The sequence below is a fragment of the Bradyrhizobium sp. CCGUVB4N genome, assembly GCF_024199945.1.
GTDB lineage: Bacteria > Pseudomonadota > Alphaproteobacteria > Rhizobiales > Xanthobacteraceae > Bradyrhizobium.
Map to the genome: position 1 here is coordinate 5,402,666 of NZ_JANADP010000001.1, position 25,060 is coordinate 5,427,725.

At 64.5% G+C, this 25,060-nt stretch carries 24 protein-coding genes and 1 tRNA gene; 14 read left to right on the forward strand and 11 right to left on the reverse strand.

The annotated features are described in order from the left end of the window. From NLM31_RS24855 to NLM31_RS24885, 7 genes are all read right to left on the reverse strand, one after another. Entirely contained in the window at window positions 1-612 is a 612-nt protein-coding gene (locus tag NLM31_RS24855) for an NADH-quinone oxidoreductase subunit C (protein ID WP_254193983.1), read from the reverse strand. Between the two features lie 11 nt (window positions 613-623). Beyond that, window positions 624-1,205: a NuoB/complex I 20 kDa subunit family protein gene (locus NLM31_RS24860; protein WP_375167553.1), complete on the reverse strand. Its 582-nt coding sequence runs from the start codon at window positions 1,203-1,205 to the stop codon at window positions 624-626. Beyond that, window positions 1,202-1,567 (reverse strand): NADH-quinone oxidoreductase subunit A, encoded by a 366-nt coding sequence (locus NLM31_RS24865; protein ID WP_092290902.1) that lies wholly within the window; start codon window positions 1,565-1,567, stop codon window positions 1,202-1,204. The genes NLM31_RS24860 and NLM31_RS24865 overlap by 4 nt, the downstream gene beginning before the upstream one ends. A 248-nt stretch (window positions 1,568-1,815) precedes the next feature. Then, window positions 1,816-2,046: a hypothetical protein gene (locus NLM31_RS24870; protein ID WP_254131871.1), complete on the reverse strand. Its 231-nt coding sequence runs from the start codon at window positions 2,044-2,046 to the stop codon at window positions 1,816-1,818. Further along, a complete protein-coding gene (locus NLM31_RS24875; protein WP_254193985.1) occupies window positions 2,046-3,182 on the reverse strand; it encodes a PepSY domain-containing protein in 1,137 nt (378 codons plus the stop codon). Before NLM31_RS24875 ends, NLM31_RS24870 begins: the two co-directional genes overlap by 1 nt. Window positions 3,183-3,204: 22 nt before the next feature. Further along, window positions 3,205-5,466, reverse strand: a complete 2,262-nt coding sequence (locus tag NLM31_RS24880; protein WP_254193986.1) for a TonB-dependent siderophore receptor — start codon at window positions 5,464-5,466, stop codon at window positions 3,205-3,207. Window positions 5,467-5,649: 183 nt separating this feature from the next. Next, entirely contained in the window at window positions 5,650-6,165 is a 516-nt protein-coding gene (locus NLM31_RS24885) for a MarR family winged helix-turn-helix transcriptional regulator (RefSeq protein ID WP_254131873.1), read from the reverse strand. Between the two features lie 179 nt (window positions 6,166-6,344). Between NLM31_RS24885 and NLM31_RS24890 the strand changes: the two genes are divergently transcribed. Both NLM31_RS24890 and NLM31_RS24895 read left to right on the forward strand, forming a co-directional pair. Then, on the forward strand, window positions 6,345-7,535 hold the full coding sequence (locus tag NLM31_RS24890) for an aromatic ring-hydroxylating dioxygenase subunit alpha (RefSeq protein ID WP_254193987.1): 1,191 nt from the start codon (window positions 6,345-6,347) through the stop codon (window positions 7,533-7,535). 85 nt (window positions 7,536-7,620) lie between these two features. Beyond that, window positions 7,621-8,913, forward strand: a complete 1,293-nt coding sequence (locus tag NLM31_RS24895) for an MFS transporter (protein WP_254193988.1) — start codon at window positions 7,621-7,623, stop codon at window positions 8,911-8,913. A 6-nt stretch (window positions 8,914-8,919) separates the two neighbouring features. Here the strand turns inward: NLM31_RS24895 and NLM31_RS24900 are convergent, their stop codons facing one another. Then, window positions 8,920-9,828, reverse strand: coding sequence for an alpha/beta fold hydrolase (locus tag NLM31_RS24900; protein ID WP_254193989.1), 909 nt, complete (start codon window positions 9,826-9,828; stop codon window positions 8,920-8,922). A gap of 248 nt (window positions 9,829-10,076) precedes the next feature. On the opposite strand from NLM31_RS24900, the gene NLM31_RS24905 reads away from it, so the two are divergent. Next, on the forward strand, window positions 10,077-10,280 hold the full coding sequence (locus tag NLM31_RS24905) for a hypothetical protein (protein WP_148773714.1): 204 nt from the start codon (window positions 10,077-10,079) through the stop codon (window positions 10,278-10,280). A gap of 65 nt (window positions 10,281-10,345) precedes the next feature. On the opposite strand, the gene NLM31_RS24910 is transcribed toward NLM31_RS24905, so the two are convergent. After that, complete coding sequence (locus tag NLM31_RS24910) at window positions 10,346-10,525, reverse strand: tetratricopeptide repeat protein (protein WP_254193990.1); 180 nt, start codon at window positions 10,523-10,525, stop codon at window positions 10,346-10,348. 291 nt (window positions 10,526-10,816) lie between these two features. Here NLM31_RS24910 and NLM31_RS24915 point away from each other — a divergent pair. From NLM31_RS24915 to pepT, 6 genes are all read left to right on the forward strand, one after another. Next, window positions 10,817-10,893: transfer RNA gene (locus tag NLM31_RS24915), tRNA-Asp, on the forward strand. A gap of 410 nt (window positions 10,894-11,303) precedes the next feature. Beyond that, window positions 11,304-12,545: a cytochrome P450 gene (locus NLM31_RS24920; protein WP_254193991.1), complete on the forward strand. Its 1,242-nt coding sequence runs from the start codon at window positions 11,304-11,306 to the stop codon at window positions 12,543-12,545. A gap of 540 nt (window positions 12,546-13,085) precedes the next feature. Next, the gene (locus NLM31_RS24925) at window positions 13,086-13,286 is read left to right on the forward strand and encodes a hypothetical protein (protein WP_254193992.1); all 201 of its coding nucleotides are present in this window, start codon (window positions 13,086-13,088) and stop codon (window positions 13,284-13,286) included. A 300-nt stretch (window positions 13,287-13,586) separates the two neighbouring features. Then, entirely contained in the window at window positions 13,587-13,799 is a 213-nt protein-coding gene (locus tag NLM31_RS24930) for a hypothetical protein (protein ID WP_254193993.1), read from the forward strand. 304 nt (window positions 13,800-14,103) lie between these two features. Next, window positions 14,104-14,433 (forward strand): HU family DNA-binding protein, encoded by a 330-nt coding sequence (locus NLM31_RS24935; protein WP_254131880.1) that lies wholly within the window; start codon window positions 14,104-14,106, stop codon window positions 14,431-14,433. Between the two features lie 111 nt (window positions 14,434-14,544). Next, a complete protein-coding gene (gene pepT, locus NLM31_RS24940) occupies window positions 14,545-15,792 on the forward strand; it encodes a peptidase T (RefSeq protein ID WP_254131881.1) in 1,248 nt (415 codons plus the stop codon). 10 nt (window positions 15,793-15,802) lie between these two features. On the opposite strand, the gene NLM31_RS24945 is transcribed toward pepT, so the two are convergent. Continuing rightward, window positions 15,803-16,693, reverse strand: coding sequence for a hypothetical protein (locus NLM31_RS24945; protein ID WP_254193994.1), 891 nt, complete (start codon window positions 16,691-16,693; stop codon window positions 15,803-15,805). 368 nt (window positions 16,694-17,061) lie between these two features. Here NLM31_RS24945 and NLM31_RS24950 point away from each other — a divergent pair, with 368 nt between their 5' ends. From NLM31_RS24950 to NLM31_RS24970, 5 genes are read left to right on the forward strand one after another with little or no spacing between them, the layout of a single operon-like run. Next, a complete protein-coding gene (locus tag NLM31_RS24950; protein WP_375167497.1) occupies window positions 17,062-17,427 on the forward strand; it encodes a hypothetical protein in 366 nt (121 codons plus the stop codon). Window positions 17,428-17,483: 56 nt separating this feature from the next. After that, complete coding sequence (gene ihpA / locus NLM31_RS24955) at window positions 17,484-18,758, forward strand: divalent metal ion exporter subunit IhpA (protein ID WP_254193995.1); 1,275 nt, start codon at window positions 17,484-17,486, stop codon at window positions 18,756-18,758. Beyond that, window positions 18,755-19,732, forward strand: coding sequence for a divalent metal ion exporter adaptor subunit IhpB (ihpB, locus tag NLM31_RS24960; RefSeq protein ID WP_254193996.1), 978 nt, complete (start codon window positions 18,755-18,757; stop codon window positions 19,730-19,732). Before ihpA ends, ihpB begins: the two co-directional genes overlap by 4 nt. Beyond that, window positions 19,725-22,943 (forward strand): efflux RND transporter permease subunit, encoded by a 3,219-nt coding sequence (locus NLM31_RS24965; protein WP_254193997.1) that lies wholly within the window; start codon window positions 19,725-19,727, stop codon window positions 22,941-22,943. The genes ihpB and NLM31_RS24965 overlap by 8 nt, the downstream gene beginning before the upstream one ends. 2 nt (window positions 22,944-22,945) lie before the next feature. Continuing rightward, a complete protein-coding gene (locus NLM31_RS24970; protein WP_254193998.1) occupies window positions 22,946-23,932 on the forward strand; it encodes a cation diffusion facilitator family transporter in 987 nt (328 codons plus the stop codon). Window positions 23,933-24,136: 204 nt separating this feature from the next. On the opposite strand, the gene NLM31_RS24975 is transcribed toward NLM31_RS24970, so the two are convergent. After that, entirely contained in the window at window positions 24,137-24,997 is an 861-nt protein-coding gene (locus tag NLM31_RS24975; protein WP_254193999.1) for a class I SAM-dependent methyltransferase, read from the reverse strand. Window positions 24,998-25,060 lie beyond the last annotated feature (63 nt).

The following is a 25,060-nucleotide window of genomic DNA, read 5'->3' on the forward strand; positions in this document are numbered from 1 at the left end:
TCAGGCCTTCGGTCCTGCCTTCTCGTCACCGGGAAGCGGATAGTCCGCCCCTTCCCATGGCGAGAGGAAATCGAACTTGCGGAATTCCTGGTTGAGCCGGACCGGCTCGTACACCACGCGCTTCTCCTGGTCGTCGTAGCGGACCTCGAGGAAGCCGGTGAGCGGGAAATCCTTGCGCAGCGGATGCCCCTCGAAACCGTAATCGGTGAGGATGCGGCGCATGTCGGGGTGACCGACGAAGAACACGCCGTAGAGGTCGTAGGCCTCGCGCTCGAACCAGTCGGCGCCGGGGAACACCTCGATCAGCGACGGAACCTGCGTGGTCTCGTCGGCCTGGGCCTTGAGGCGGATGCGCGTGTTCAGGGTCGGTGACAGGAAGTGATAGATCACGTCGAAGCGCTTCTCGCGCGACGGATAGTCGGCCGCCGTGATGTCGGTGAAGTTGACGAAACGGCAGTTCGGATCGTCGCGGAGGTACCTGACCACCTCGACGATCTTGCTGGCCTCGACATCAACCGTGAGTTGGTTGAAGGCCACCGAATGACCGATGGCGGCGCCCGGAAGCGCGCTCACGATCGTCTGCCCCAGGGCGTCGAGCTTGGCGTCGTCCATGACGTAAAACCTTAGCGTTCGATGGTGCCGGTGCGGCGGATCTTCTTCTGCAGCAGCAGCACGCCGTAAAGCAGAGCTTCCGCCGTGGGCGGGCAGCCCGGCACGTAGATGTCGATCGGCACGATGCGGTCGCAGCCGCGCACGACCGAGTAGGAATAGTGATAGTAGCCGCCGCCGTTGGCGCAGGAGCCCATCGAGATGACGTAGCGCGGCTCGGGCATCTGGTCGTAGACCTTGCGCAAAGCCGGAGCCATCTTGTTGGTCAGCGTGCCCGCGACGATCATCACATCGGACTGGCGCGGCGAGGCACGCGGCGCGAAGCCGAAGCGCTCGACGTCGTAACGCGGCATCGACACCTGCATCATCTCGACCGCGCAGCAGGCGAGACCGAAGGTCATCCACATCAGCGAGCCGGTACGGGCCCAGGTGATGAGGTCGTCGGTCGCGGCCACGAAGAAGCCCTTGTCGGACAGCTCGTGATTGACCTCGAGGAAGAACGGATCATTGGCCCCGACCGGCCGGCCGGTCGACGGATCCAGAATGCCCTTGGGGGCCGGCGCGATCGCCGGGCCAGTGGACGGCACAGGGTTCAATCCCATTCGAGTGCCCCTTTCTTCCATTCATAGGCGAAACCGACTGTCAGCACGGCAAGGAACACCAGCATCGACCAGAAGCCGGTCGCGCCAAGCTTGCCGAACGCCACAGCCCAGGGAAACAGGAACGCCACTTCGAGGTCGAAGATGATGAAGAGGATGGCGACCAGATAGAAGCGGACGTCGAACTTCATGCGGGCGTCGTCGAAGGCGTTGAAACCGCACTCATACGCCGAGAGCTTTTCCGGGTCCGGCTGCTGGAACGCCACGATGAAGGGCGCGATCAGGAGCACCAGGCCGATGATGGCCGCTACCCCTATGAAGACGACGAGTGGAAGATAGTTCTGTAGAATGCCGCTCATTGACGAGCCCTTTTTCCCGCAGCCTCGGGACAGCCACGGATTCGTCCGATTTGGAATTATTCTGAGCCTTAGCGCAGTGCACCAATGGGCGCAAGACACGCTCTTTTTAGGCCCTTTGCTGCTCCCAGACCGGTGGAAATCCCGGAATCACCCCGCGGCTGGTATGGAGCAGATCGCCGAACCCGACAAGGGCGGCCATAGTTTTGCAGGGTAGCAGGTTCGAGATTGGGGCGCACGGGCCGCGTCGGCTATCTGCCGCGCGTCGCCTGCGAAAATCGCACGTTTTTCTTGCTGCGGCGGCGCACCCAAACCCAGGCGACGACCGCAACAGGCGCCCCGACTGTCACCCAGGCGACATACTGGCCGACCGTTCCCCACAGCAACGCAGCCAGCAGGCCCATGATCGTCGCCGCGGCGAGCAGACCAGGTGCAGCAAAGACACGTATCCACAGGCGCGCGCGGTCAGAGGAGCCATGCATCACGACGGGACCGGGGCTCGTCTGGCGAATGCGTCGGCCTTGGCAGGGGCACGCTTGCGCCGCCGCGCCACCCAGAGATAGAGGCCGCTGCCGATCACAACGATGGTGAGCCCGTCGAGGGCGGCCCAGATCACCTTCAGCGGCATCCCGCCATAATCGCCGAAATGCAGCGGCTGCGAGATCAGGAGCGCCTGGAGATAGAGCGGCAGCGCGCGGGTATCGGCCACCTCCCCGGTTTCGCCGTCGAGCAGCACCGGCTTCAGAAGCCGCGCCGTCAGCACCGTGTCGCCGCGCATGAAGGCCGCGAAATGGTGCGAGGACGTGAACGGCGTGCCCGGGAACGCGATGAAGGCGACCTCCATGCTGGGCGCAGCCTGCATGGCGCGCGCGACGACGTCGTCGAGCGACGCGAGATGCGCAGGCGCCGGCTTCCCGGAATACGGCGCGACCATGCTGGCGAGCTCGGTCGCCTTCCACTGGTTGAGCATCAGCTCGGCCCAGGTGTTGACGACGCCGGTCAAGCCCACCACCAGCGCCCAGGCCACCGTCACCACGCCGATCAGATTGTGCCAGTCGAGCCAGCGGACGCGGCGCGCGGCACTGTCGCGGATGGTGGCAAAGCGCAGGCGGCGGGTGAACGGCCAGTACAGCACCACGCCGGAGACGATGGCTGTCGCAAACAGCAGCCCCATCGCGCCGAGGAACAGCTTCCCGGCCTGTCCAGCGAACATGTCGGTGTGCAGCTTGAGCACGATCAGCATCGGCCCGACGCCGACCGGCCCGAGCAGCTTGGCCGAAACCGCATCGAACGCACGTACGGTCGCGTTGTCGGGCGCACCGTCAGGGGCGCTGTTGGTGAAGGCCATCACCAGCCCGGGCTCGTCCTTGTCCCAGGACACGTATTGCAGGACGCGGCCGGGATCGGCGGCGAGCGCGGCGGCGGCGACGACTTGGGGCGTCGCGCGCGCCGCGCTCGCATGAGCTTCGGGCTGGGGGGCGTAGCCCAGGAGCTCATCGATCTCGTGATGGAAGATCAGCGGCAGCCCGGTCAGGCAGAGCAGCAACAGGAACAACGTCGAGATCAGGCTGGTCCAGGTGTGGACCACGGACCAGAGCCTGACCGTGCGCGCCTTCACAAAGCCCTCCCCTTGCCGAGCCTTACCATTTGTACGAGACGCTGGCGGTGACGCGGCGGCGATCGCCGTAGAAGCAGGACGAGGCCGAGGCGCAGCTCGCGACGTAGATCTTGTCGGTCAGATTGAGCACGTTGATGGCGGTGCGCCAATTCTGCCATTCGTAGTGGACCGCGAGATCGCCGAGCACCACAGCGGGAACTTCCAGCGTGTTGGCGGTGTCCGCCCAGGACGAGCCGACATAACGCACGCCGCCGCCGAAACCAAAGCCCTCCAGCGGACCGTCCTTGAAGGTGTAGTCCGCCCAGCCCGAGATCAGCGTCTCGGGCGTATTGGTCGGCGTCTTGCCGATCAACGACGGATCGAGATCCTTGCTGTTGAAGAGATGGTAGGCAGTGAAGGCACCGATCAGCTTCAGCTCCTTGGTGGCGTTGGCCACCGCTTCGAGCTCGATGCCGCGCGAGGTCACCTCGCCCGTCTGGTTCTGCAGGAAATTGCCGGATGCGTCGGCGGTGACCGCCGTCGTCGGGACGTTCTGCCGCTTCAGGTCGAACACCGAAGCCGTGAAATAGCCGTCAAATCCCTTCGGAGCGACTTTCACGCCGATCTCGGCCTGCTGGCCTGTCTCCGGCAGGAACAGCTGGTTCGACGCATTGAGGCCGATGATCGGATTGTAGCTCGTGGCATACGAGACGTAAGGCGCGATGCCATTGTCGAAATTGTAGATCAGCCCGGCGCGCCCGCTGAACCTGCTGTCGTCGCGTTGGGCAATATTTGCTCCGGTGTCGCGGGCAGCCTGCGTCGTCTCCACCCAGTCATTGCGGCCGCTCAAGACCAGTGTGAAGTTACCGAGCTTCATTTGGTCCTGGACATAGGTGCCGGCCTGCTTCTGCGTGAGCAGGAAGTTGCGGAACGGCGCGCCCGTCAGCGGAATGTCGAGACCATAGGTGGGATTGAAGACGTTGATGGACGGCACAGTGCCGAAGTTGAACGCCTGGTAGTCGTCGATCTGATAGCCCTTCAGATCGACCCCGAACAGCATCGTGTGCTTCACGGGACCGGTGTCGAAGCGGTACTCCAGCTGGTTGTCGAGATTGGCCTGGTTGGCAGTGTTCTTCGCATACCAATTGTAGCGGCCCATCGTGGCCGTGTTGATATTGTCCCAGCCATTGCCGACGAAACCGCGATAGGTCAGGTCGATATGCGCGAACCGCGCATTCTGCCGGAACGTGAGGTCGTCGGTGAGATTGCGCTCGAACTGATAGCCGAGCATCTCCTGCTCGCGCGTGAACTTGTCGACATTGGGATCGCCGACGAAGAAACTGGTCGGGATCTTGCCGAACGGCGCATTGGTCACCGTGCCCTGATAGGGCAGGAAGTTGATGCCGCGGGTGTCCTGCTTCGAGGCCGACGCCAGCACCGTGAATGTCGTGTCGGCGTCCGGCTTCCAGGTGAAGGACGGCGCGATGAAGTAATTGTTGTCGGGCGTGAAATTGACCTGCGTGTTGCCGTTCTGGACCTGGCCGACGACGCGGTAAAACAGCTTGCCGTCCTGTGGCTGCATCGCGACGGGACCGCCGACATCGAAACCGACATAAGCGTTGCCGAAATTGTTGACGCCGGCCTCGATGTAGCGGACCGGCTCGGTCGGTGGCATCTTGCTGATGACGTTGACGATGCCGCTCGGGCTCGATCCGCCATAGAGCACGGCCGACGGACCGCGCAGCACCTCGACGCGCTCCATGTTCGGCGGCTGCAGCTTCCAGCTCGCATAGGACGTGTAGAACAGCTGCATGCCGTCGAGAAACAGCCCGACGTCGTCGGACTTGAAGCCGCGGATCAGCCACCAGTCGTTGCGGGTGTCGGCGCCAAAGGTGCCGGCGCGGACGCCGGCGGTGTAGCGCAGAACTTCGTCGAGCTTGTTCGGCTTCTGGTCGCGGATCTGGTCGGCGCCGATCACCGATACCGATTGCGGCGTCTCCATGATCGGCGTGTTGGTCTTGGTGCCGGACGAGCTGCGCCTGGCAACATAGCCCTGCACCGGACCACGCGGATTCTCGACGACACCGACATTGCGTTGTTGTTGCGGTTTGCGGCTGTTCGCCGCCTGCACCTGGCTTTGCGTCCGGCGCGGCGCGCGGACGGCAGCGCGGCGGCGTTCCTGCGGTGCAGCCACGTTCACCGGCGGCAGGCTCTGCGCACCGCCTTGCGATGCGGATTGTGCGAGCGATGCCTGCGGCATCAAAACCAAAGCGGACACGGTCGCCAACACGGCCGACCGCAGCATTCCAAGACTGTTCAACGCGCCACCCCAATGTGCATTTGATCGTCATGCCGCCTGTCCCGGGACGGCATGCGTTGGGGTGACGCTTAGGGGAGCGCGTGCGGTTCCCCTAATTGAAAGGCTCTTAGAACATCTCTTAGAGACGCTCTTAGAAGCACTCGAATATTTCCGGAGATTGCTGCGCGATCAGCGCGAAACCTTCTCGGCTTCGAGCATCGCTTCCGCCGTCGCGGTGAGACGCTCGACCTGCGCGAGCAATGTCTCCAACTCGGCCTCGCTCAATTGCTCGAGCAGCATCCGGTTGCGCTCCTGCGCGCCTTCGACGATGGCGTCATGTGCCGCGAGCCCGGCAGGCGTCAGCGACACCAACACCTCGCGGCTGTCTTTCGGATTCGCCGACTTCGCGATCAGCTTGCGCGAGACCAGCTCGGCCAGCGCACGGCTGATCTGGCCCTTGTCCTGACCGACTGCCTCGGCAAGCCGGGCAACGCTCATCGGCGGTCGCCGGCCGAGCGAGGCGACCAGGCCGAACTCGACCGAGGATAGGCCTGCGAGGCGCTTGTAGCGCAGGATGGCGCCGCGCTTGAGCAGGTTGGCGAGCACCATCAGCCGTGATGACAGCATCACGGTGATCGGCGCCGGCGAGTGATTGTCGTCCGTCTCGGACGATTCACGCCCGTCCGTGCTCGATGTCTGGCTCATGATCCACCTCTGCCAAGAAAGCCAAGACGTGCCAAGCCTTGGTAGCGCAACCTCCCCAACCTGTTCCGAATGCGATTAAGACGCATTCTGGAGGATCGTTGACATTGTCATCGAATTATCTTTCACTGGGACAACACAAGGCGACCCGGCCACCAAGGCCTGCGGCGGGAGGAACAAGCATGACGATCACTCAGCGGGATCGCGATCTCGGCACGGCCTATGCGATGAAACCGGCGCACACCCGCACCGAGCTCACCTCGGTCGTGCGCGGCACGCCGATGGGCGAATTGCTCCGCCGCTATTGGCATCCGGTCGGCTTGACCGGCGACGCCACCGACACGCCGAAGAAAGTGCGCGCGCTCGGCGAGGACCTCATCCTGTTTCGCGACAAGCACGGTCGCGTCGGCCTCCTCCACGCCCGCTGCTGTCACCGCGGCACGACGCTCTACTACGGCAAGGTCGAAGAGGACGGCATTCGCTGCTGCTATCATGGCTGGAAGTTCGACACCGAAGGCCATTGCCTTGAGCAGCCCTGCGAGCCCGACGGCGGCCAGTTCAAGGACAAGGTGCGCCAGCCCTGGTATCCGGTCGAGGAGCGCTACGGGTTAATCTTTGCCTATATGGGCCCGGCCGAGAAACGCCCGGTGCTGCCGCGCTACGAGTGCCTCGAAAACATGGACGACGGCGAGTTCGTCGAGGCCGACGATTCCTCGATCGGCGGCGGCGGGCCCGCGGTCATCCCCTGCAACTGGCTGCAGCATTTCGAAAACGTCGTCGATCCCTACCACGTGCCGGTGCTGCACGGCTCGTTCTCGGGGCCGCAATTCACCACCATGATGGCGTCGATGCCGGAGGTGAAGTTCGACAAGACACCGCGCGGCATCGCCGTGCGCTCGATCCGCAAGCAGGACGACGGCCGTGTGTTCTACCGCGTCACCGAAGCCGCCCTCCCCACCTTGCGCGTGGTGCCGAACCCGCGCGTGGCGCAGTTCGCTCGCGTGGAATCGATCGGCTGGACGCTGCCGATCGACGACACCTCGTTCCGCATCTACGTCGCCGGCCGCGTCAAAAATTCCGGCGACATCGGCCGCATGCGCTCGAAGTTCAACGGGAAATTCTGGTGGGACATGACGGAACAGGAGCACCAGCAATTCCCCGGCGATTACGAGGCCCAGGTCGGCCAGGGTCCGGTGACGGTGCACTCCGAAGAGCACTTCGGCCAGAGCGATCGCGGCATCCTGATGATCCGGCGCATGCTCGGCGACCAGCTCGAAGCGATGGAAGCGGGCCGCGACCCCATCGGTATCTCATTCGACGCAAGCGCGCCGCTGGTCGAGTTCGAAGCGGGGAACTACATTCGCGAAGGGTAGCCACTTCGCTCGAAAAAGCTCTCACGCAACCAGCTCCGATAAGGGCTGGACCCATAATGATAACAAAGACAAATTGGGGGAAGCGATGGTCGATGTGACGTCAGAGGTGCCGGTGCAAACGGCCGCCGCGGCAAAGCCCGCGGCGCGGCGCTATTACGTGCTGGGTCTGCTCACCATCATCTACGCGCTCAACTTCCTCGACCGCACCATCTTCAACGTCCTGATCGAGCCGATCAAGAAAGAGTTCCAGCTCAGCGACACCATGATGGGCCTGCTCGCAGGCTTCGGCTTCGCGCTGTTCTATTCCCTGCTCGGCATTCCCATCGCGCGCGTCGCCGACCGGCTCAACCGTCGCAACATCGTGGCGCTGGCGTTCGCGTTCTGGAGCGCGATGACGGCGCTGTGCGGCATGGCCTCAAGCGTGACCGCACTGGCCTTTGCCAGGATCGGCGTCGGCATCGGCGAATCCGCCGGCTCCCCCGCCTCGCAGTCGATCGTCGCCGATCTCTTCGCCAAGAACGAGCGCCCGCGCGCACTCGGCATCTACGCCATCGGCACCTATCTCGGCGTCTTCCTCGGCTATTTCGTCGGCGGCTACGTCAACCAGCACTATGGCTGGCGGATGGCCTTCTATGTCGCAGGCGTGCCCGGCATCCTGCTGGCGCTGATCCTGTGGCTGACGATCTCGGAGCCGAAGCGTGGCGCGATGCAGGAGAACTTCGTGCCCGAGCCGCTCGGGCCGACGCTGCGCTTTCTCACCTCGCAGCAGAGCTTCGTCATCGTGCTGATCGGCTTCTGCCTCACCACCTACACGAATTATGCGACGGCGGCCTGGATCCCGCCGTTCCTGGCGCGCGTGCACCATCTGTCGAGCGCCGAGATCGGCACCTATGCCGGCACGTTCAAGGGGCTCGCGGGCATGGCCGGCACCCTGCTCGGCGGCTTTGTCGTGGCGCAAGTGAGCCGCCGCGACGACCGCTGGAAGCTGTGGGCGCCGGCGATCACCTCAGGCCTCGCCGGCCCCGTCTTTGCGCTCTGCATGCTGACGCAGGATTTCTCGATGATGGTCGCGATGCTGGCGCTGACCTCGTTCCTGGTCGGCTTCCATCTCGGGCCGATCTTTGCGATCGCGCAGACGGTGGCCAAGCCCAGCATGCGCGCGCTCGCCTCCGCGCTGATCGCGCTGACCGCGACCTGCTTCGGCCAGGGCGTCGGTCCGCTCGCGGTCGGCGTGGTCAACGACGCGCTGAAGGGCAGCTACGGCGCCGACGCCGTGCGCTATTCCCTGCTCTCGGCCGCGGTCACGACCACGCTCGGCGCCCTGCTGTTCGTCTGGGCGGCGCGGACCATCCGCGCCGACATCAAACGGGCGAGCTGAGCCCTCTCACGCGCTCATGAAGGCGAGCATGTCAGAGATGAGACGCTCGCCATGCGTCAGCGGCAGCGGGTGTGGCCCGCCCTCGTAGACAATCAGCTTGCTGCCCTTGATCAGCTTTGCGGTCTTGGCGCCCGTCAATGGCAGCGGCGCGCTGGCATCCTTGTCGCCATGGAGGATCAGCGTCGGGCGGTCGATCCTGGCGGCCGCCGCACGCAGATCGGCGAAGCTGATTGTCTTGCGGCATGCCAGCGCCACCGGCAGCGGCACGCTGAGCATCATCTCGCGGATCCAGGTCCGCGTGATCTCCGGCGTATCCGGGAGAAAGAACGGCGCTTCATTCGCCGCGATCCATTTCGCGAAGTCGCGTGCGACGGCCGCATTGTCGGCCTCGATCATCGCCTTGGGAACCGCATCCGGATTGTCCTCGGTCTTGACCAGGAATGGCGTCGTCGGCGCGACCAGCACCAGCCTGGCGATCCGGTCCGATCCGTATCGGGCGAGATAGTTCACCGCCTCGACCGTCCCCATGGAGAATCCGACCAGCGTCACATCGCGGAGGTCGCGCGCCTCGATCACGGCTGCGACGTCGTCGGTCAGCATGTCCAGATCATAGCCTGATGACGGCATCTCGGACCGGCCGTGCCCACGCCGGTCGGGCGCGATACAGCGGAAACCTTTTTCGTTGAGTGCCGCAATCTGGCTGCCCCAGGTGCTGGCGTCGAACGTCCAGGCCGTCAGCAGCAGCACCGGCTTTCCGTTGCCCCAGTCCTGCACGAACAGCTTTGTGCCGTCCGTGGCCGTCACGAAGGACGGCCGCGCGACCGGCTGTGCCGCGGCGGCTGGTGCGTTCCTGCTCGACGCCGCCGCGAGGGCGGTTCCAAACAACGTGGCTTCGAGGACGGTTCGACGGTTCATGGTGCTTCTCCCTTGCCGGATCGTTCGCGGCCGATGAGAACCATCATGACGAAGGGATTTGGCCTCCGCGATTACGCGGCAGGTAAGAGCCCATCCGGCGTCCGGCCGGCCCTTCAGGCCCGCCCACCACGAAACCCGCCAAATGGCCGGATGAAACCATTTTGCGGAACCCGCGAAACGATCCGGAAACAGATGCTCCTTAAGACATCAGCCTACAGACGGCGCCAAAGCCCGTCGGGAGGCTTACGATGAACCACTCAATTCACTCTGCAGATCGGGGTACCCACCTGAAGATCGTGGTGGTGGCGCTGGTGGCCGGCATCGCAGTGGCCGCCTTCGGGATCGCAGCCCGCACCAACGCCGATTACAGCCAGACCGCCCAGTCCACCCACGTGATCAAGGCCGGCAAGCCGGTGGCGATCACGAGCTCGGGCACCTCGACGGTGCGCTGACTGCAGGAAAAAGGTCCGGTTTGAGACGCAATGGCCGCCCTGGGGCGGCCTTTTGCTTTTGGCCATCATTTGGCCTGCGCCGCGCAACAGCCCCGCCAGCGCTCATGCAGTTCGATCGCCTCCAGCAGCAGCGCCATCAGCGTGTTGCCGAGATTGGTCGGGGCCATCGGGAAGTTCGGGTTGAGCGCGATCCCCTTCTCCTGAATGGCGCGGGCGTCCTCATAACGCTTGAGGTCGAACAGCACTGTGCCGAGATCGAATGGACATTGGACACACGCGGGCTGACCGAGATCGCGGCGCGCAGGACCTGCTCTGCCTCATCAGCCGCTTTGGATCGCTGCTGAGACAGACCCCAAGCGCATGCAGTGTCGAAATGGTCGGGATGATTCGGAGCCCGGAGGCAGCCGTCCGGGCCGTAGCGATACGGTCCCGCCCCGTTCCAACAGGCGTTTGCTCCCCATCAACGCAACGTCCTTGACTTCACCATGTCCCCCCTTTAAGTCCCCCCTCGTTCCGCGCGGACACATACGCGTCACGCGGGAGTAGCTCAGTTGGTTAGAGCGCCGGCCTGTCACGCCGGAGGTCGCGGGTTCGAGCCCCGTCTCTCGCGCCATTTTTGGCGGAATATCAATCACTTAAATTAGGCCGATCCGGACCCTTCGATATCGAAGTGTCAGGCTTGCCGGTGTCCTGAGTTCAAAAGTTAACGCTTGTTGACGGCACCGAACTCCGTCTCGCCGGTTGTTTCTCGTGACGGAACGGACCTCGGCTTTTGTCCGTGATGAGAACGCCTCCTCGCGCTCCGCCGCGCCGACGAGGCACCCCGCAAATTTCCCGATGGCGGCCTCGACGCGATTGGTCAGGCGCGCGGGTTGCCCCGCCGGTTACCGGCGTCATCAAGTCTCCGGTTTCAGAAACCGCTCCGTAGCCGCGTGCGGCAAAACTCGCCAAATCCGATCGCACCGGCGGCCATCGCGGGCGGCTCTGCGTCATCGGAAAGGTGCAGCACCGCGGAAAACACCCATGAACACATCTGAGCGACCGGCTGTTGAGTACGATACGCCGCTTTGCGATATCGACGTCAGCAATCCAGCCATCTACCAGCAGGACATCTGGCAGCCGTTATTCGCCCGTCTGCGGCGCGAAGCGCCGGTCCACTACTGCGCCGAAAGCCGCTATGGTCCGTACTGGTCGGTGTCGAGCTACAACGACATCATGGCCGTCGAGCTCGACCATGCGACTTATTCCTCGCAACTCGGCGCCGGGTTCCAGATTGCGGACATACCGGCCGATATGAACCGCCGCAGCTTTATCCGCATGGACCCGCCGCGCCATACGGCGCAACGCAAGGCGGTCGCTCCAGTGGCGGCGCCCAAGAATCTCGCAAGCTATGAGATCTCCATAAGGGAGCGCACCCGCGCCGTGCTCGACGCGTTGCCCCGCAACGAGAGCTTCGATTGGGTGGACAAGGTGTCGATCGAGCTCACCACCATGATGCTGGCAACGCTGTTCGATTTTCCCTGGCAAGAGCGGCGCAAGCTGACCTATTGGTCGGATGTCGCCGTCTGCGATATCAACGCGCCCGATGCACTCGTGCACTCAGAGGAGGCACGCTCCGCCGAGCTGATGCGGATGGCCGACACCTTCAAAGGCCTGTGGCAAGAGCGCGCGAAGGCGCCGCCGCGGCTCGACTTGATCTCGTTGATGGCGCACAACGCGGAAACGCGCGACCTGCCCGCGATGGAATTTGTCGGCAACCTGACCCTGCTCATCGTCGGTGGCAATGACACAACGCGCAACTCCATGTCGGGCGGCTTGCTGGCTCTGTCGGAGAACCCCGATCAGCTTGCAAAGCTAAAGGCCAATCCTGGGCTCGTCCCTGGTCTGGTCGCCGAGACGATCCGCTATCAAACGCCCGTCATACACATGCGGCGGACAGCGACGCGCGATTGCGAGCTTGCCGGCCAGCACATCCGCCAAGGCGACAAGGTCATCATGTGGTATGTTTCCGGCAACCGCGACGAGAGCGTGATCGACCGCCCGGAGCATTTCATCATCGATCGAGCCAAGCCGCGCCAGCACCTCTCCTACGGCGCGGGTATTCATCGCTGTGTCGGTGACCGGTTGGCGGATCTGCAACTCCGGATACTCTGGGAAGAAATCCTGGCCCGCGACCTCGACATCGAGGTGTTGGGACCGCCGCGGCGGCTGCACTCCAACTTCATCCGCGGCATCCGGGAGCTGCAAGTCCGGATCAATGGATGAGTCGCCTGTTGGCCCATCGATACGCCGAGTACAAGACCACGAGCCTACTCAAAGCTCAGAGGGCTGTTCTGTTCGCTTGAGCACATCAGCAACACGCACCGGCGCGGAACCGGTTCTGGCGACTCGTTGTCGCACCGCTGTAGCGACCAAGTGTGGTCACGATGAATAGCCGCCTGACCGGCACCGCCCGCCTTGTGCGTCGCCTGCTGCGCTTCCGCGCCCTCGCCTTCAACACTATCGACGATTGCTCGAGCGTGTCACCGCAGTTGTAGCCCTGCGTGAAAGCCTCGAGGAACGAACGGCAATCGACCGCGATCTCGTTCAGCCCTGCGACGATTTCTCCCAGTCGCGTTGACACAGAATTCGCTCATTGAGGACGTCCGATATCTCAATGAAGGACGACCTACATCGGAACACGTTGCCGTTGGTGCGAAGACGTTCGCGGTCTGCGCCCGACGGCATGAGGACTATTTCGAGTGCGATGCCGGCAGTGTTGTCCTTGGTCCAAGTACCGCTTGTAGGGCCAGTCAAGGAGCTGTCATGAAAGCGTCGGAAGTCATTTCGAGATTGCAGGCCGTCGTCAACAACCGCGGCGATCTTGAAGTATTCGTCGGGCACCACAAGGGCTTGATCCGAGACATTCACTTCTGCCGCGATGAAGAGATGCTGGAAGGCGATTTCATCACGATTGCGACGGAAAGCTTTATCATTCAGCGGACCGTGCCTGACGATCCAGCCTAAGAATTATGGCCCCGATATATACAGCCTCGAACCAAGTTCGGATCGGAAGTGAGTGGGAGGTCCGGCCGGCACACGAAAGTCGCTCAGTTATCTCGTGCGCGAATATGCACCTCTGAACATTCCCCGATGTCCTCCCGAAAACCAAACATTGGTTGGTGCGGGAACATCTACTCCAACAGACAATGCCCCACCGGGGCTGGCTGCATATTTCACGTCGATTTTTCACCCGGTTCATTTGACCACGCGGGCCGCAGCTGCCCCCAGCTGCGGCCTTCGCATTCGGTTCGAAGGATTGACCCTATGCCCAACGAACATTGCCTGATCGTCCACGCAGCTGGAAGACAGCTGGATCTGCTGCGCGGAGAGGCTTCGCGCATCGCCAAAGGGAAACTCATCAACTGGTGGACCGATCGCGCCGAAGTCGGCACGCGGTTTTGTTTTGAAGATCTCGCGGCGAAAGAAGCCTTTGCGCTAACCTGCGACGACTTTGGCATTCGCTGCCGAGACGGCTAGTCCAAAACAAATCCGCCGGCACGCCGGAGGTCGCGGGTTCGAACCCCGTCCCCCGCACCATTTTGGCAACATTTTCAAAAACTTATCTGAACATCCTCAGCCAGAGTGACGATGCCTGTGTCGAAACTCGCCCCTTGCGCTCGTCCGGAGCCGGCAGAAACGTGCGGATTCGTCTGAACAAGCACGCGAAAACCCCGCTCCCGTCGGCCGGCATAGTCAGTCCCAGCCCGAATCGTCTAGGCCTGCGGGAACTTGGCAGCTGGGAGCCCGGCAAGCTTCCGCGACACACCCGAGGAGGCCAGACATGGCGAAAAAGGATTCGACGAAGAAGGATTCGGCGAAGAAGGCAGCGGCTCCAGCCACCATCACGCTCAAGCACCTGGCCGCCGACATCGCGGAAAGCCAGGACCTCTCCAAGAAGCACGCCGAGGCCGTCCTCACCGACATGGTCGACCTGATCACCAAGCACCTGAAGAAGGGCGACCGCGTCCGCATCGTCGGGCTTGGCATCCTGCAGGTCCGCAAGCGCGCCGCCCGCACCGGCCGCAATCCCGCTACCGGCGAGGCGATCCACATCAAGGCCAGCAAGAAGGTCGCGTTCCGGCCGGTCAAGGAACTGAAAGAGGCGATCTAGCCGGTCATTTTTCGTTAAGCCTGATCCGCCGTCCTTCGGCCGCAACGCGGCCCGCTTTTCTGGTATACCGGCTGCTTCCTGCTCCCAAAAGCTCCCGTGGTTTGACCAGACATGTCCCTGACCTTCGCGCATACCGTGACCGAGCGCTTTCTGCGCTACGTCACCATCGACACCCAGTCCGATCCGAATTCCCCGGCCTCGCCATCGACCGAGAAGCAAAAGGATCTCGGCCGCGTTCTCGTCACCGAGCTGAAGGCCATGGGCGTCACGGACGCCCATCTCGACGATTACGGCTATGTCTACGGAACGATCCCGGCCAACACCGACAAGAAGGTGCCGGTGATCTGCTTCTGCTCGCACATGGACACCTCGCCCGACGTCACCGGCAAGGATGTGAAGCCGCAAGTCGTGAAGAACTATCGCGGCGGCGACATCACCTTGCCCGGCGATACGACCCAGGTGATCCGCTTCACCGAGCATCCCGCGCTGAAGAACCAGATCGGCAACGATATCATCACCACCGATGGCACCACGCTGCTCGGGGCCGACAACAAGGCCGGCGTCGCCGAGATCATGGATGCCGCGCATTTTTTCATCAACAATCCCGATGTGAAGCACGGCACCATCAAGATCCTGTTCACGCCGGATGAAGAGATCGGCCGCGGCGTCGACAACGTCGACATCAAGAAGCTCGGCGCCGATTTCGGCTACACCATGGACGGCGAGAGCGCGGGCAGCGTCGAGGACGAAACGTTCTCGGCCGACGGCGCCACCATCACCATCACCGGCGTCAGCGCCCATCCCGGCTATGCCAAGGGCAAGATGGAGCACGCCATCAAGATCGCGGCCGCCATCGTCGAGCGTCTGCCCAAGGAAGGCTGCTCGCCCGAGACGACGTCGGGCAAGCAAGGCTTCCTGCATCCTGTCGGCATCGAGGGCGCGCTGGAACAGGCGACCCTCGCCTTCATCGTACGCGACTTCACCGAGGAAGGGCTGAAGGAGAAGGAGGTCCTGCTCGAGGACATCGTCAAGGACGTGATGAAGGATTTTCCGCGCTCGAGCTACAAGTTCGAGGTGCGGGAGCAGTACCGCAACATGAAGCAGGTGATCGACCGTCACCCGCACATCCTCGAATACGCCATCGAGGCGATCCGCCGCGCCGGCCTGCGTCCGATGCGCACCGCGATCCGCGGCGGCACCGACGGTTCGCGCCTGTCCTTCATGGGCCTGCCCTGCCCCAACATCTTCGCCGGCGAGCACGCGTTTCATTCACGGCTGGAATGGGTGAGCCGGCAGGACATGGAGAAGGCGGTGCAGACCATCGTGCACCTCGCCATGATCTGGGAGGAGAAGGCGTAAGCCTTCTCCTCTACGGCACCGGCATCGCACGCCGGCCGCGGTGGAAACGGTTCGAGCTCGCCATCCAGTTGGGCAACGGCTCGCCGTCGCGGTGCCGCCCGCCGGCAACGGCTGCAGCCCAGGCGACCGCGGCACCGATCAGGGCCGCCGCCGCAATCGAGAAGGCGACGATCACCGAATTGCGCCGGGCGCGGTTGATCGCCGTATGCGCGTCCACGATCGATGCATCCACCCGCTTCTCGGCGTCCGCCGCAGATAGTCCCGTCAGCGCCGTGACCTGCTGCGCCAGATAGTTGCGATCATCGAGCACGACGCCACTATGGCTCGACGACGTCATCAGGATGCGCCCAGCCTCCGCGCGGGCTTCCCGCATGTCGGCGGGAGGCCGCCGCGGTGCGCGGAACAGCTTGTCGAGCTCGTAGCTGAGCAGCGGCTCGGCGGATGATGCATTGCCGCTCGCGCTGCGCACCGGCGAGCGTTCGAGCGCCGCCGCCCCGATGATCGCCAGCAGCGTCGCGCCGAACAGCACGGCCATCGCCCAGGATGCCAGCCCATGAAGCCCGTCGCGCCGCTCACCGTCATCTTCGATCGTTGCCAGACCAGGGGCTGGCCGTGCCGTCCGGCCGGCGATGTAGCCGCCGAAGCCAAAGCTGATGATCGCCTGGATGATCAGGTAGAGTCCCGACAGCAATGCCAGCGCCGCCGAGGCATCGCGCCACGTCGGCGAAGCCGAACTGACACCAAGCCCGATCGCGACGCCAAAGCTGACCAGGATGAACGACATCGCGCCAGACGCGAAAGCGCCGGCGATGACGGAGCTCCACTGGATGCTCCGGCTTTCCTCGGCGGCGACGAGGCCGCCCTCCATCACGTCTTCCCGCACGAGAGTTTCGATCGCCATAGCAGCTCTCTCAGCGCAGGCCAAAGAACGACAGGATCGCCATGATCACGACGATCAAGCCGATCAGATAGATCAGTCCGTCCATAGTCCCATCCTCCTCAAATGCTCCGAGGCGCTAATGAGGGGGACGGGAGAACGTTCCTAATTTTGCACCGGGCTACGGAACGAACCGCTGGGACGCGGATTGTCGCCGCAAGTCCCAAAGGATGAGATTGTGAGCACAAGAGGCCTCAGCCCGTCAGTCGCGGGCTGAGGCCTTTTCGTCTAGGCTCGTGCGACATCGAGTTCCCCACACGTAACAATGTTGCGGGTCGACACTGTTCCCGGCTCCGTGCTACCCGAAGCGGATCAGGAACCTGAGTGTCGCAGTGACCACGATCCGCCGCCCCCACAGCTTTTACTCCTTGCGCCACTGGCGCGGGCTCGTGGCTGTGCTCGTTGCGGTGATGTACCTGCTGTCGGGCGCGCTGCATGGCGCGCACGACATCGATGTGACGAGCCCGGCCGGCGGTTCGGAGATCGCCTCGATCCTCGATGACGGCCCAGCCGGTCATGGCGATCACAAGGCCATCGGTGGTCATCACTGCCACGGCTGCTTCTCGGTGGCCGTCATGCAGACCGCGCAGTCCGAAACCGCGACCGACATGGTTGCCACGCCGGCTCTGCAGCGCGCGCCCGCGCTCGTGGGTATCGCGCCGGACACGGACTCCCCGCCCCCCAAACATCTGACCTGAACTGATCAGCCGGGCGCTGCATGCGCCCACGATGCTTTTGTTCACAGGTCACCTTCATGTCTTGCAGACGAACTGCCGCGCGCCTTGCGTGCGCGATGGCGATTTTGGTCAGCCCCTGGCTGACCCAGCACGCCCACGCCCAGACGCTGACGATGCGCGCCGCGCTGTCGCGTGCGCTAGCCGCGAGCCCGCGCCTGACGGCGGCGGAGCGCGATGTCGGCATCGCCACGGGCCAGCGCATCCAGGCCGGTGCCCTGCTCAATCCGGAACTGTCCTATGAGCAGGACAATTCGTTCGGCTCCGGCATCTATCGCGGCACCAAATCGGCCGAGACCACGCTCCAGATCAGCCAGGCCTTCGAGCTCTTCGGCAAGCGCGACGCGCGGATCGCGGCCGGCGCGGCCGGCATCGAGGTCGCGGCGATCCAGCGCAAGGCGATCAGGCTGGAGGTGCTGTCGGAGACGGCGATTGCCTTCCTCGGCGTGCTCGGCGCGCAACGGCGCATCCAGATCCTGGACGAGCAGATTGCAGCCATCGACAAGCTCACGCCGCTGTTGCGCCGCCGCGTCGAGGCCGGCGCCTCCTCGCCGGCCGAGACCGGCCGTGCCGAGGTCGCCTCCGCCCTGGTCAAGGCCGACCGCGAGCGCTTCAAGGCGACGCTGGCAAGCGCCCGGCGCGAGCTGGCGGTGCTGATGGGCGATCCCGCTGCAAAATTCGGCGAGGTCTCCGGCCGGCTCGACACCATGGGCAAGCCGCCGACGTTCCAGTCGGTCGTCGCCGCGATCGATGCCAATCCGCAGCTGGTGCGCTGGACCGCGGTCTATGCGCAACGAAACGCCGAGCTGTTGATGGCGCGGCTGAGACCCTACCCTGACGTGCGGATCGCGGCCGGCTGGCGCCATTTCAACGAGACCAATGACGATGCCGTGCGCCTCTCCGTCTCGGTGCCGATCCCCGTGTTCGACCAGAACCAGGGCAACATCCTCTCGGCGCAGGAGAGCCTCGCCAAGACCCGGGCCGAGCGCGAGGCCAACCGCAACACGCTGATCGTTATCGCGGGCCGCGCTTACGACTCGCTGCAGGGCTCGCTGCGCGAGCTCGCGGTGCTGCGCGAAACCGCGATCCCGAAGGCGACTGAAGCATCTGAGGCGATCTCGCAAGGCTACGGCCAGGGCCGCTTCAGCCTGCTCGAAGTGCTCGACGCCCAGGCCAGCGTCGCCCAGGCGCGCTTGCGCGAACAGGAGGCGCTGCAGAACTTCCATGCCGGCGTTGCGACCATCGAAGGCCTCGTCGGCAATCCCTTTGCGCTGGCCCGGGAGAGCGCACGATGAAGACGTCGTCCACCATCCTCATCGCCATCCTTGCCGCCGCGCTCGGCGCCTACGGCTATTCGCGGCTCGGACCGTCCAAGGTCGCGCACACCGACCATGCCGAGCATTCCGAACAGAAGAAGCCGAGCGACCATGTCGAGCAGGACGAGCATGGCGCCGACCGCATCCGTATCTCCGACGTCAAGCTCGCCGCAGCCGGCGTGACGCTCGCGGAAGCCGCGAGCGCCACGTTGACCGATACGCTTTCCTTCAACGGCATCCTGCGCGCCAATCAGGAGGCCGTCGTGCAAGTCACGCCGCGCTTTCCGGGCCTCGCAAAATCGATCCAGAAACGCATCGGCGACAAGGTCGGCAAGGACGATTTGCTCGCCACCATCGAGAGCAACCAGAGCCTCACCGTCTACGAGCTGAAGGCACCGATCGCCGGCACCATCATCGAACGGCAGATCTCGCTCGGCGAATACGCCTCCGAGCAGAAGCCGGCCTTCGTCGTCGCCGACCTCTCGACCATCTGGGTCGATCTCTCGATCTACCGGCAGGACCTCAAGCGTGTCCGCCTCAAGGATGAGGTGCTGATCGACCCCGACGACGGCCGCGGCGAGATCAGGGGCACGATCTCCTACATCGCACCCGTGGGCTCGAGCGAGACCCAGACCGCGCTCGCGCGCGTGGTGCTGCAAAATCCCGACGGACGCTTGCGACCTGGACTGTTCGTCACCGCGCGGCTGATCCTCGCCGCCCGCAATGTCGCGGTGGCCGTGCGCCGCAGCGCGATCCAGACATTGGAAAACAGGACCATCGTGTTCGTCCGCGAGGACAGCGACAAGATCGAGGCGCGCCCGGTCGAGCTTGGGGATTCCGATCCGCAATTCATCGAGATCAAGGCCGGCCTCACAGCCGGCGAGCACTACGTCGCCGAAAACAGTTTTGTCGTGAAGGCCGAGATGGGCAAGGGCGAGGCCGAACATGATTGAGCGACTGATCGCCGTTTCGCTGAAGCATCGCTGGCTCGTGCTCCTGCTCGCACTCGCGGCCACAGCCTTCGGCGCCTGGAATTTCCAGCGGCTTCCGATCGATGCCGTGCCGGATATCACCAACGTCCAGGTCCAGATCAACACCCGCGCGCCCGGCTATTCGCCGCTGGAGACCGAGCAGCGCATCACCTTCCCGGTCGAGACCGCGATGGGCGGCCTGCCCAAGCTCGACTATACGCGCTCGCTGTCGCGCTACGGCCTCAGCCAGGTGACGGTGGTCTTCAAGGACGGCACCGACATCTATTTTGCCCGTCAGCTGGTCGGCGAGCGCATCCAGCAGGTGAAGGACCAGCTCCCGGCCGGCGTCGAGGTCGCGATGGGCCCGGTCTCGACCGGGCTCGGCGAGATCTTCATGTACACTGTCGAGGCGAAGGCCGGCGCGAAGACCCAAGGCGGCCACGACTATTCGCTGACGGATTTGCGCACCGTGCAGGACTGGATCATCCGGCCGCAGCTTCGCAACGTGCCGGGGGTCATCGAGGTCAACACCATCGGCGGCTTCGAGCATCAGTTTCACGTGCTGCCGGACCCCGGCAAGCTGATGGCCTACCGTCTCGGCTTCCGCGACGTCATGACGGCGCTCGCGGCCAACAATGCCAATGTCGGCGCCGGCTATATCGAGCGCAACGGCGAGCAATATCTGGTTCGCTCCCCGGGCCAGGTCGGCAATATCAGTGAAATCCGGGACATCGTCATCGGCTCGCGCGGTGGCAACCCGGTCAGGATCAGGGACGTTGCTGTCGTGACCGAAGGCCGCGACCTGCGCACGGGCGCGGCAACGCGTGACGGCGAGGAGACCGTGCTCGGCACCGCCATGCTGCTGATCGGCGAGAACAGCCGCGCGGTGGCGACCGGCGTCGCCGCCCGTCTTGCGGACATCGCCAAATCACTGCCCGAGGGCGTGGTCACGCGCACCGTCTACGACCGGACGCATCTGGTCGAAGCAACCATCCGCACGGTCGAGAACAATCTTCTCGAAGGCGCCGCGCTGGTCGTGGCCGTGCTGTTCCTGATCCTCGGCAACATCCGCGCCGCGCTCGTGGTGGCCTGCGTCATTCCGCTCTCCATGGCCATGACGGTCACCGGCATGGTCGAGACCAGGGTGAGTGCCAATTTGATGAGCCTTGGCGCGATCGACTTCGGCATCATCGTCGACGGCGCCGTGATCATTGTCGAGAATTGCCTGCGCATGCTTGCCGAGGCGCAACGCGAGAAAGGCGGGCTGCTCTCCACCTCCGAACGGCTGCGCACGATCCTGCGCGGATCGAGCGAGGTCATCAAGCCGAGCCTGTTCGGAACGCTGATCATCGCCGTGGTCTATCTGCCCGTCCTGACGCTGACCGGCGTCGAGGGCAAGATGTTCACGCCGATGGCGCTGACCGTGCTGATGGCGCTGGGCGCCGCCGCGCTGTTCTCCATCACCTTCGTGCCGGCGGCCGTGGCGATCTTCGTGACCGGAAAAGTGTCCGAGCATGAGAACATATTCATGCGGATGGCCAAACGGGCCTATCTCCCCCTGCTCCGCCTCGCCATCGACAATCGCGTCGCGGTTGCCGTCATGGCCGCCGTGATCGTCGTCGCAAGTGGCGTCGCCGCCTCGCGCATGGGCGGCGAGTTCATCCCGAGCCTGGACGAAGGCGATGTCGCACTGGCCTCGATCCGGATTCCCGGCACCAGCCTGACGCAGTCGCTGGACCTGCAAAAGGCGCTGGAAAAGCGCGTCACGCAGGTTCCTGAAGTGAAGGAGTTCTTCACCCGCATCGGAACGGCGGAGGTCGCGACCGACCCGATGTCGCCGGCGCAGACCGATGGCTACATCATGCTCAAGCCGCGCGCCGAATGGCCGGATCCGCTCAAGCCGAAATCCGAGGTGGTCGAGGCTATCGACAAGGCTGCCGACGACATTCCCGGCAGCGCCTATGAAATCTCCCAGCCCGTTCAGCTCCGCGTCAACGAGCTGATCTCGGGCGTGCGCAGCGATGTCGGCATCAAGGTGTTTGGTGACGACCTCGACATCCTGCAGGGCGCTGCCAAACAGGTGGAGGCCGCGATCCGCGGCATTCGCGGCGCCAGCGACGTCAAGATCGAGCAGGTCTCCGGCCTGCCGATCCTCACCGTTCGGCTCGACCGTCAGGCGCTGGCCCGCTATGGCCTCAGCGTCGGCGAGGTGCAGGGCAACGTCGAGATCGCGGTCGGTGGCAAATCGGCAGGAAAACTGTTCGAGGGCGACCGGCGCTTCGAGATCGTGGTGCGCCTGCCGGAGCACCTGCGCGGCAATCTCGATGCGATCAGGGCGATTCCGATCCCGCTGCCGCCGAGCGAGGAAGCCCCATCCAGCACCGCCATTCGAACCGCGCTGTCCGCTTCTCCCCTCGCCCAGATGCGCTACGTGCCGCTTTCGTCGGTTGCCACCGTCGATGCGACGCCCGGCCCCAATCAGATCAGCCGCGAGAACGGCAAGCGGCGCATCGTCGTCACCGCCAATGTCCGCGCGCGCGACCTCGGCTCCTTCGTCGCCGAGGCACAAGCCGCCGTCGCGGAGAAGGTCAAGCTGCCGCCGGGCTACTGGATCGGCTGGGGTGGCCAGTTCGAGCAGCTGGTCTCTGCGACCAAGCGGCTGACCATCGTGGTGCCGGTGGCGCTCGCGCTGGTGTTCCTGCTGCTGTTCATGGGCATGGGATCGGCGGCGGACGCGGCGCTGGTGTTCTCCGGCGTGCCGCTGGCACTCACCGGCGGTGTCGCCGCGCTGCTGCTGCGCGGAATCCCGCTCTCGATCAGTGCCGGCGTCGGCTTCATCGCACTGTCGGGCGTCGCCGTGCTCAACGGCCTCGTCATCATCGCCTTCATCGAGCGCCTCCGCAGCGAGGGGCGCCCGATCGCCGAGGCCGTGCGCGAGGGCGCGCTGACGCGGCTGCGTCCGGTGCTGATGACCGCGCTGGTCGCCTCGCTCGGCTTCGTGCCGATGGCGCTCGCGACCGGCGCCGGCGCCGAAGTGCAGCGGCCGCTCGCGACCGTCGTGATCGGCGGCATCATCTCCTCGACGGTGTTGACGCTGCTCGTGCTGCCGGCGCTCTACGTACTGTTCCGGCGTGACGCGACGGGCGAAACGCCTACAATGGCGCCTGATTTGGCGATTTCCCGGGAGCGCTAGGTTTGGGCAGCCACGACCATCACGGTCATCACCACCACGATCATGCCGGCCATTCGCATGATCATGGTCACGACCACAGCCATGATCATGGTCTTGGCCATGCGCATGTCCATGCGCCCGCCAATTTCGGCAAGGCGTTCGCGATCGGCATCACGCTCAACACAGCGCTGGTCGTGGCCGAGGCCATTTACGGCTATCTCGGCAACTCCACCGCCCTGCTTGCGGACGCCGGCCACAATCTGTCCGACGTGCTCGGCCTCGTCGTGGCCTGGGGCGCCTCGATCGCGGCGCGGCGCGCGCCGAGCGGCCGCTTCACCTATGGCTTCCGCGCCTCCACCATTCTGGCGGCGCTGGCGAACGCCGTGTTCCTGCTGGTCGCCACCGGCGCGATCGGCTGGGAAGCGATCCTGCGGCTGCGCGAGCCCGCGCCGGTCGCGGGCGTCACCGTGATGGTGGTCGCCGGCATTGGCATCCTCATCAACGGCTTCACCGCGTTGCTGTTCGCCAGCGGCCGCAAGGACGACATCAACATCGAAGGCGCGTACCTGCACATGGCCGCCGACGCCGCGGTCTCGCTCGGCGTCGTGATCTCGGCGGCGCTGATCATCTGGACCGGCTGGCTCTGGCTCGACCCCGTCACCAGCCTCGTCATCTGCGCCAGCATCCTGTGGGGCACGACCAGCCTGCTGCGCGGCTCCATCGACATGTCGATGGCGGCGGCGCCGAAGGGCACCGACCTCGTCGCCATCAAGGACTTCCTCCTCGCGCGCCCCGGTGTCTCGGCGATCCACGATCTCCACGTCTGGCCGATCTCGACCACCGAGACCGCGCTGACCTGCCACCTCGTGATGCCCGCGGGCACCGTCGATGCATTCCTGATGGAGACCGCTCAGTTGCTGAAGACCAGCTTCCGCATTGGCCACACCACGCTCCAGGTCGAGACGCATCCGGACAATGGCTGCGCGCTTGCGCCGGACGATGTGGTGTAGGGTCTGCGTCGGGCGCCAAACTCCGCTGTCGTCCCGGACAAGCGAAGCGCAGATCCGGGACCCCCGCGCGAGCGCTTGCGCTCGTCGCGAGAACCACAGGAAGCGGTTTTACGAAGACTCGGAGTTGTCAGCTCGCGCCACAACCACTCCCTGTGGTTATGGGTCCCGGCGTTCGCCGGGACGACACCGAGTGTGTGGCGACGCCTACTCTGCCTTCGCCGTCACGATCCAGATCGCACCCGGAAGTGCGACGCTCTGCCCCTTCAGGAACGGCGCAAGCGTCTCGCGGATCGAGGCCTTCGCCGCCGCGTACGTCTCCGGCGGATGGCCTTGCAGCGCGCGGCTGGCGGGGCCGATCTGGAGCGAGCCATCGACGGCGGCATCGAGCCCACCGCCGATGGCGATGTCCATCGGAAGGTTATGCGGCTCCATCGCCACGTCGACGAAGCCGGCGCCTTTCAGGATGCGCGTCACGCGTTCCTCCGAGGCGAAGGCGAACGGGCCCGGCTCTTCCGGCCCGACCGGCGGCATTTTGGGAACGTGTTTGTAGACCGCCATCAGCGGCGCCATCATCCACGGATTTTCCTTCGGCTCGCGCCAGCAGACGAAGGCGAGCCGCCCTGTCGGTTTCAGCGCGCGGTGGAGGTTGGTGAAGGACGCAATCGGATCGGCAAAGAACATCACGCCAAAGCGTGAGGCGAGCAGATCAAAGCTCGCCGGCTCGAACGGATGCACCGTTGCATCCGCCAGCACGAAATCCAGCGGCAAACCCTTCGGTGCAAACGTGCGGGCCTGCGACAGCATCGGATCGGAGACGTCGAGGCCGAGCGCGAAGCCATTTGGCGCGACAGCCTTCGCGAATGCAAAAGTCGTCGCCCCCGAACCGCAGCCGACATCGAGAACGCGTTCGCCCGGCTTCGGCTTCGCGCGGTCGATCAGCACATCGGCGATCGGTCCGAGCAGGCTCTCCTGCGCTGAGTGCCGGTCGGCCCAGCGCTGGCCGCTCGGGCCGTTCCAATAGGCAATCTGGTCGGCGTTTTGCTCGTGTCCGCTGGGCTGTTCCATTGGGGCCTCTGTCATTTTTGCAGGCGGGTGATACCACGCCGGAGGCCCATCAAGCGGTCAAAT

Coding starts and splice junctions, on each gene's coding strand:
- NLM31_RS24855 (WP_254193983.1), bottom strand. CDS start 612: ATGGACGACGCCAAGCTCGACGCCCTGGGGCAGACGATCGTGAGCGCG.
- NLM31_RS24865 (WP_092290902.1), bottom strand. CDS start 1,567: ATGAGCGGCATTCTACAGAACTATCTTCCACTCGTCGTCTTCATAGGG.
- NLM31_RS24870 (WP_254131871.1), bottom strand. CDS start 2,046: ATGCATGGCTCCTCTGACCGCGCGCGCCTGTGGATACGTGTCTTTGCT.
- NLM31_RS24880 (WP_254193986.1), bottom strand. CDS start 5,466: ATGCTGCGGTCGGCCGTGTTGGCGACCGTGTCCGCTTTGGTTTTGATG.
- NLM31_RS24885 (WP_254131873.1), bottom strand. CDS start 6,165: ATGAGCCAGACATCGAGCACGGACGGGCGTGAATCGTCCGAGACGGAC.
- NLM31_RS24890 (WP_254193987.1), top strand. CDS start 6,345: ATGACGATCACTCAGCGGGATCGCGATCTCGGCACGGCCTATGCGATG.
- NLM31_RS24895 (WP_254193988.1), top strand. CDS start 7,621: ATGGTCGATGTGACGTCAGAGGTGCCGGTGCAAACGGCCGCCGCGGCA.
- NLM31_RS24900 (WP_254193989.1), bottom strand. CDS start 9,828: ATGAACCGTCGAACCGTCCTCGAAGCCACGTTGTTTGGAACCGCCCTC.
- NLM31_RS24905 (WP_148773714.1), top strand. CDS start 10,077: ATGAACCACTCAATTCACTCTGCAGATCGGGGTACCCACCTGAAGATC.
- NLM31_RS24920 (WP_254193991.1), top strand. CDS start 11,304: ATGAACACATCTGAGCGACCGGCTGTTGAGTACGATACGCCGCTTTGC.
- NLM31_RS24925 (WP_254193992.1), top strand. CDS start 13,086: ATGAAAGCGTCGGAAGTCATTTCGAGATTGCAGGCCGTCGTCAACAAC.
- NLM31_RS24930 (WP_254193993.1), top strand. CDS start 13,587: ATGCCCAACGAACATTGCCTGATCGTCCACGCAGCTGGAAGACAGCTG.
- NLM31_RS24935 (WP_254131880.1), top strand. CDS start 14,104: ATGGCGAAAAAGGATTCGACGAAGAAGGATTCGGCGAAGAAGGCAGCG.
- pepT (WP_254131881.1), top strand. CDS start 14,545: ATGTCCCTGACCTTCGCGCATACCGTGACCGAGCGCTTTCTGCGCTAC.
- NLM31_RS24945 (WP_254193994.1), bottom strand. CDS start 16,693: ATGGCGATCGAAACTCTCGTGCGGGAAGACGTGATGGAGGGCGGCCTC.
- ihpA (WP_254193995.1), top strand. CDS start 17,484: ATGTCTTGCAGACGAACTGCCGCGCGCCTTGCGTGCGCGATGGCGATT.
- ihpB (WP_254193996.1), top strand. CDS start 18,755: ATGAAGACGTCGTCCACCATCCTCATCGCCATCCTTGCCGCCGCGCTC.
- NLM31_RS24965 (WP_254193997.1), top strand. CDS start 19,725: ATGATTGAGCGACTGATCGCCGTTTCGCTGAAGCATCGCTGGCTCGTG.
- NLM31_RS24975 (WP_254193999.1), bottom strand. CDS start 24,997: ATGGAACAGCCCAGCGGACACGAGCAAAACGCCGACCAGATTGCCTAT.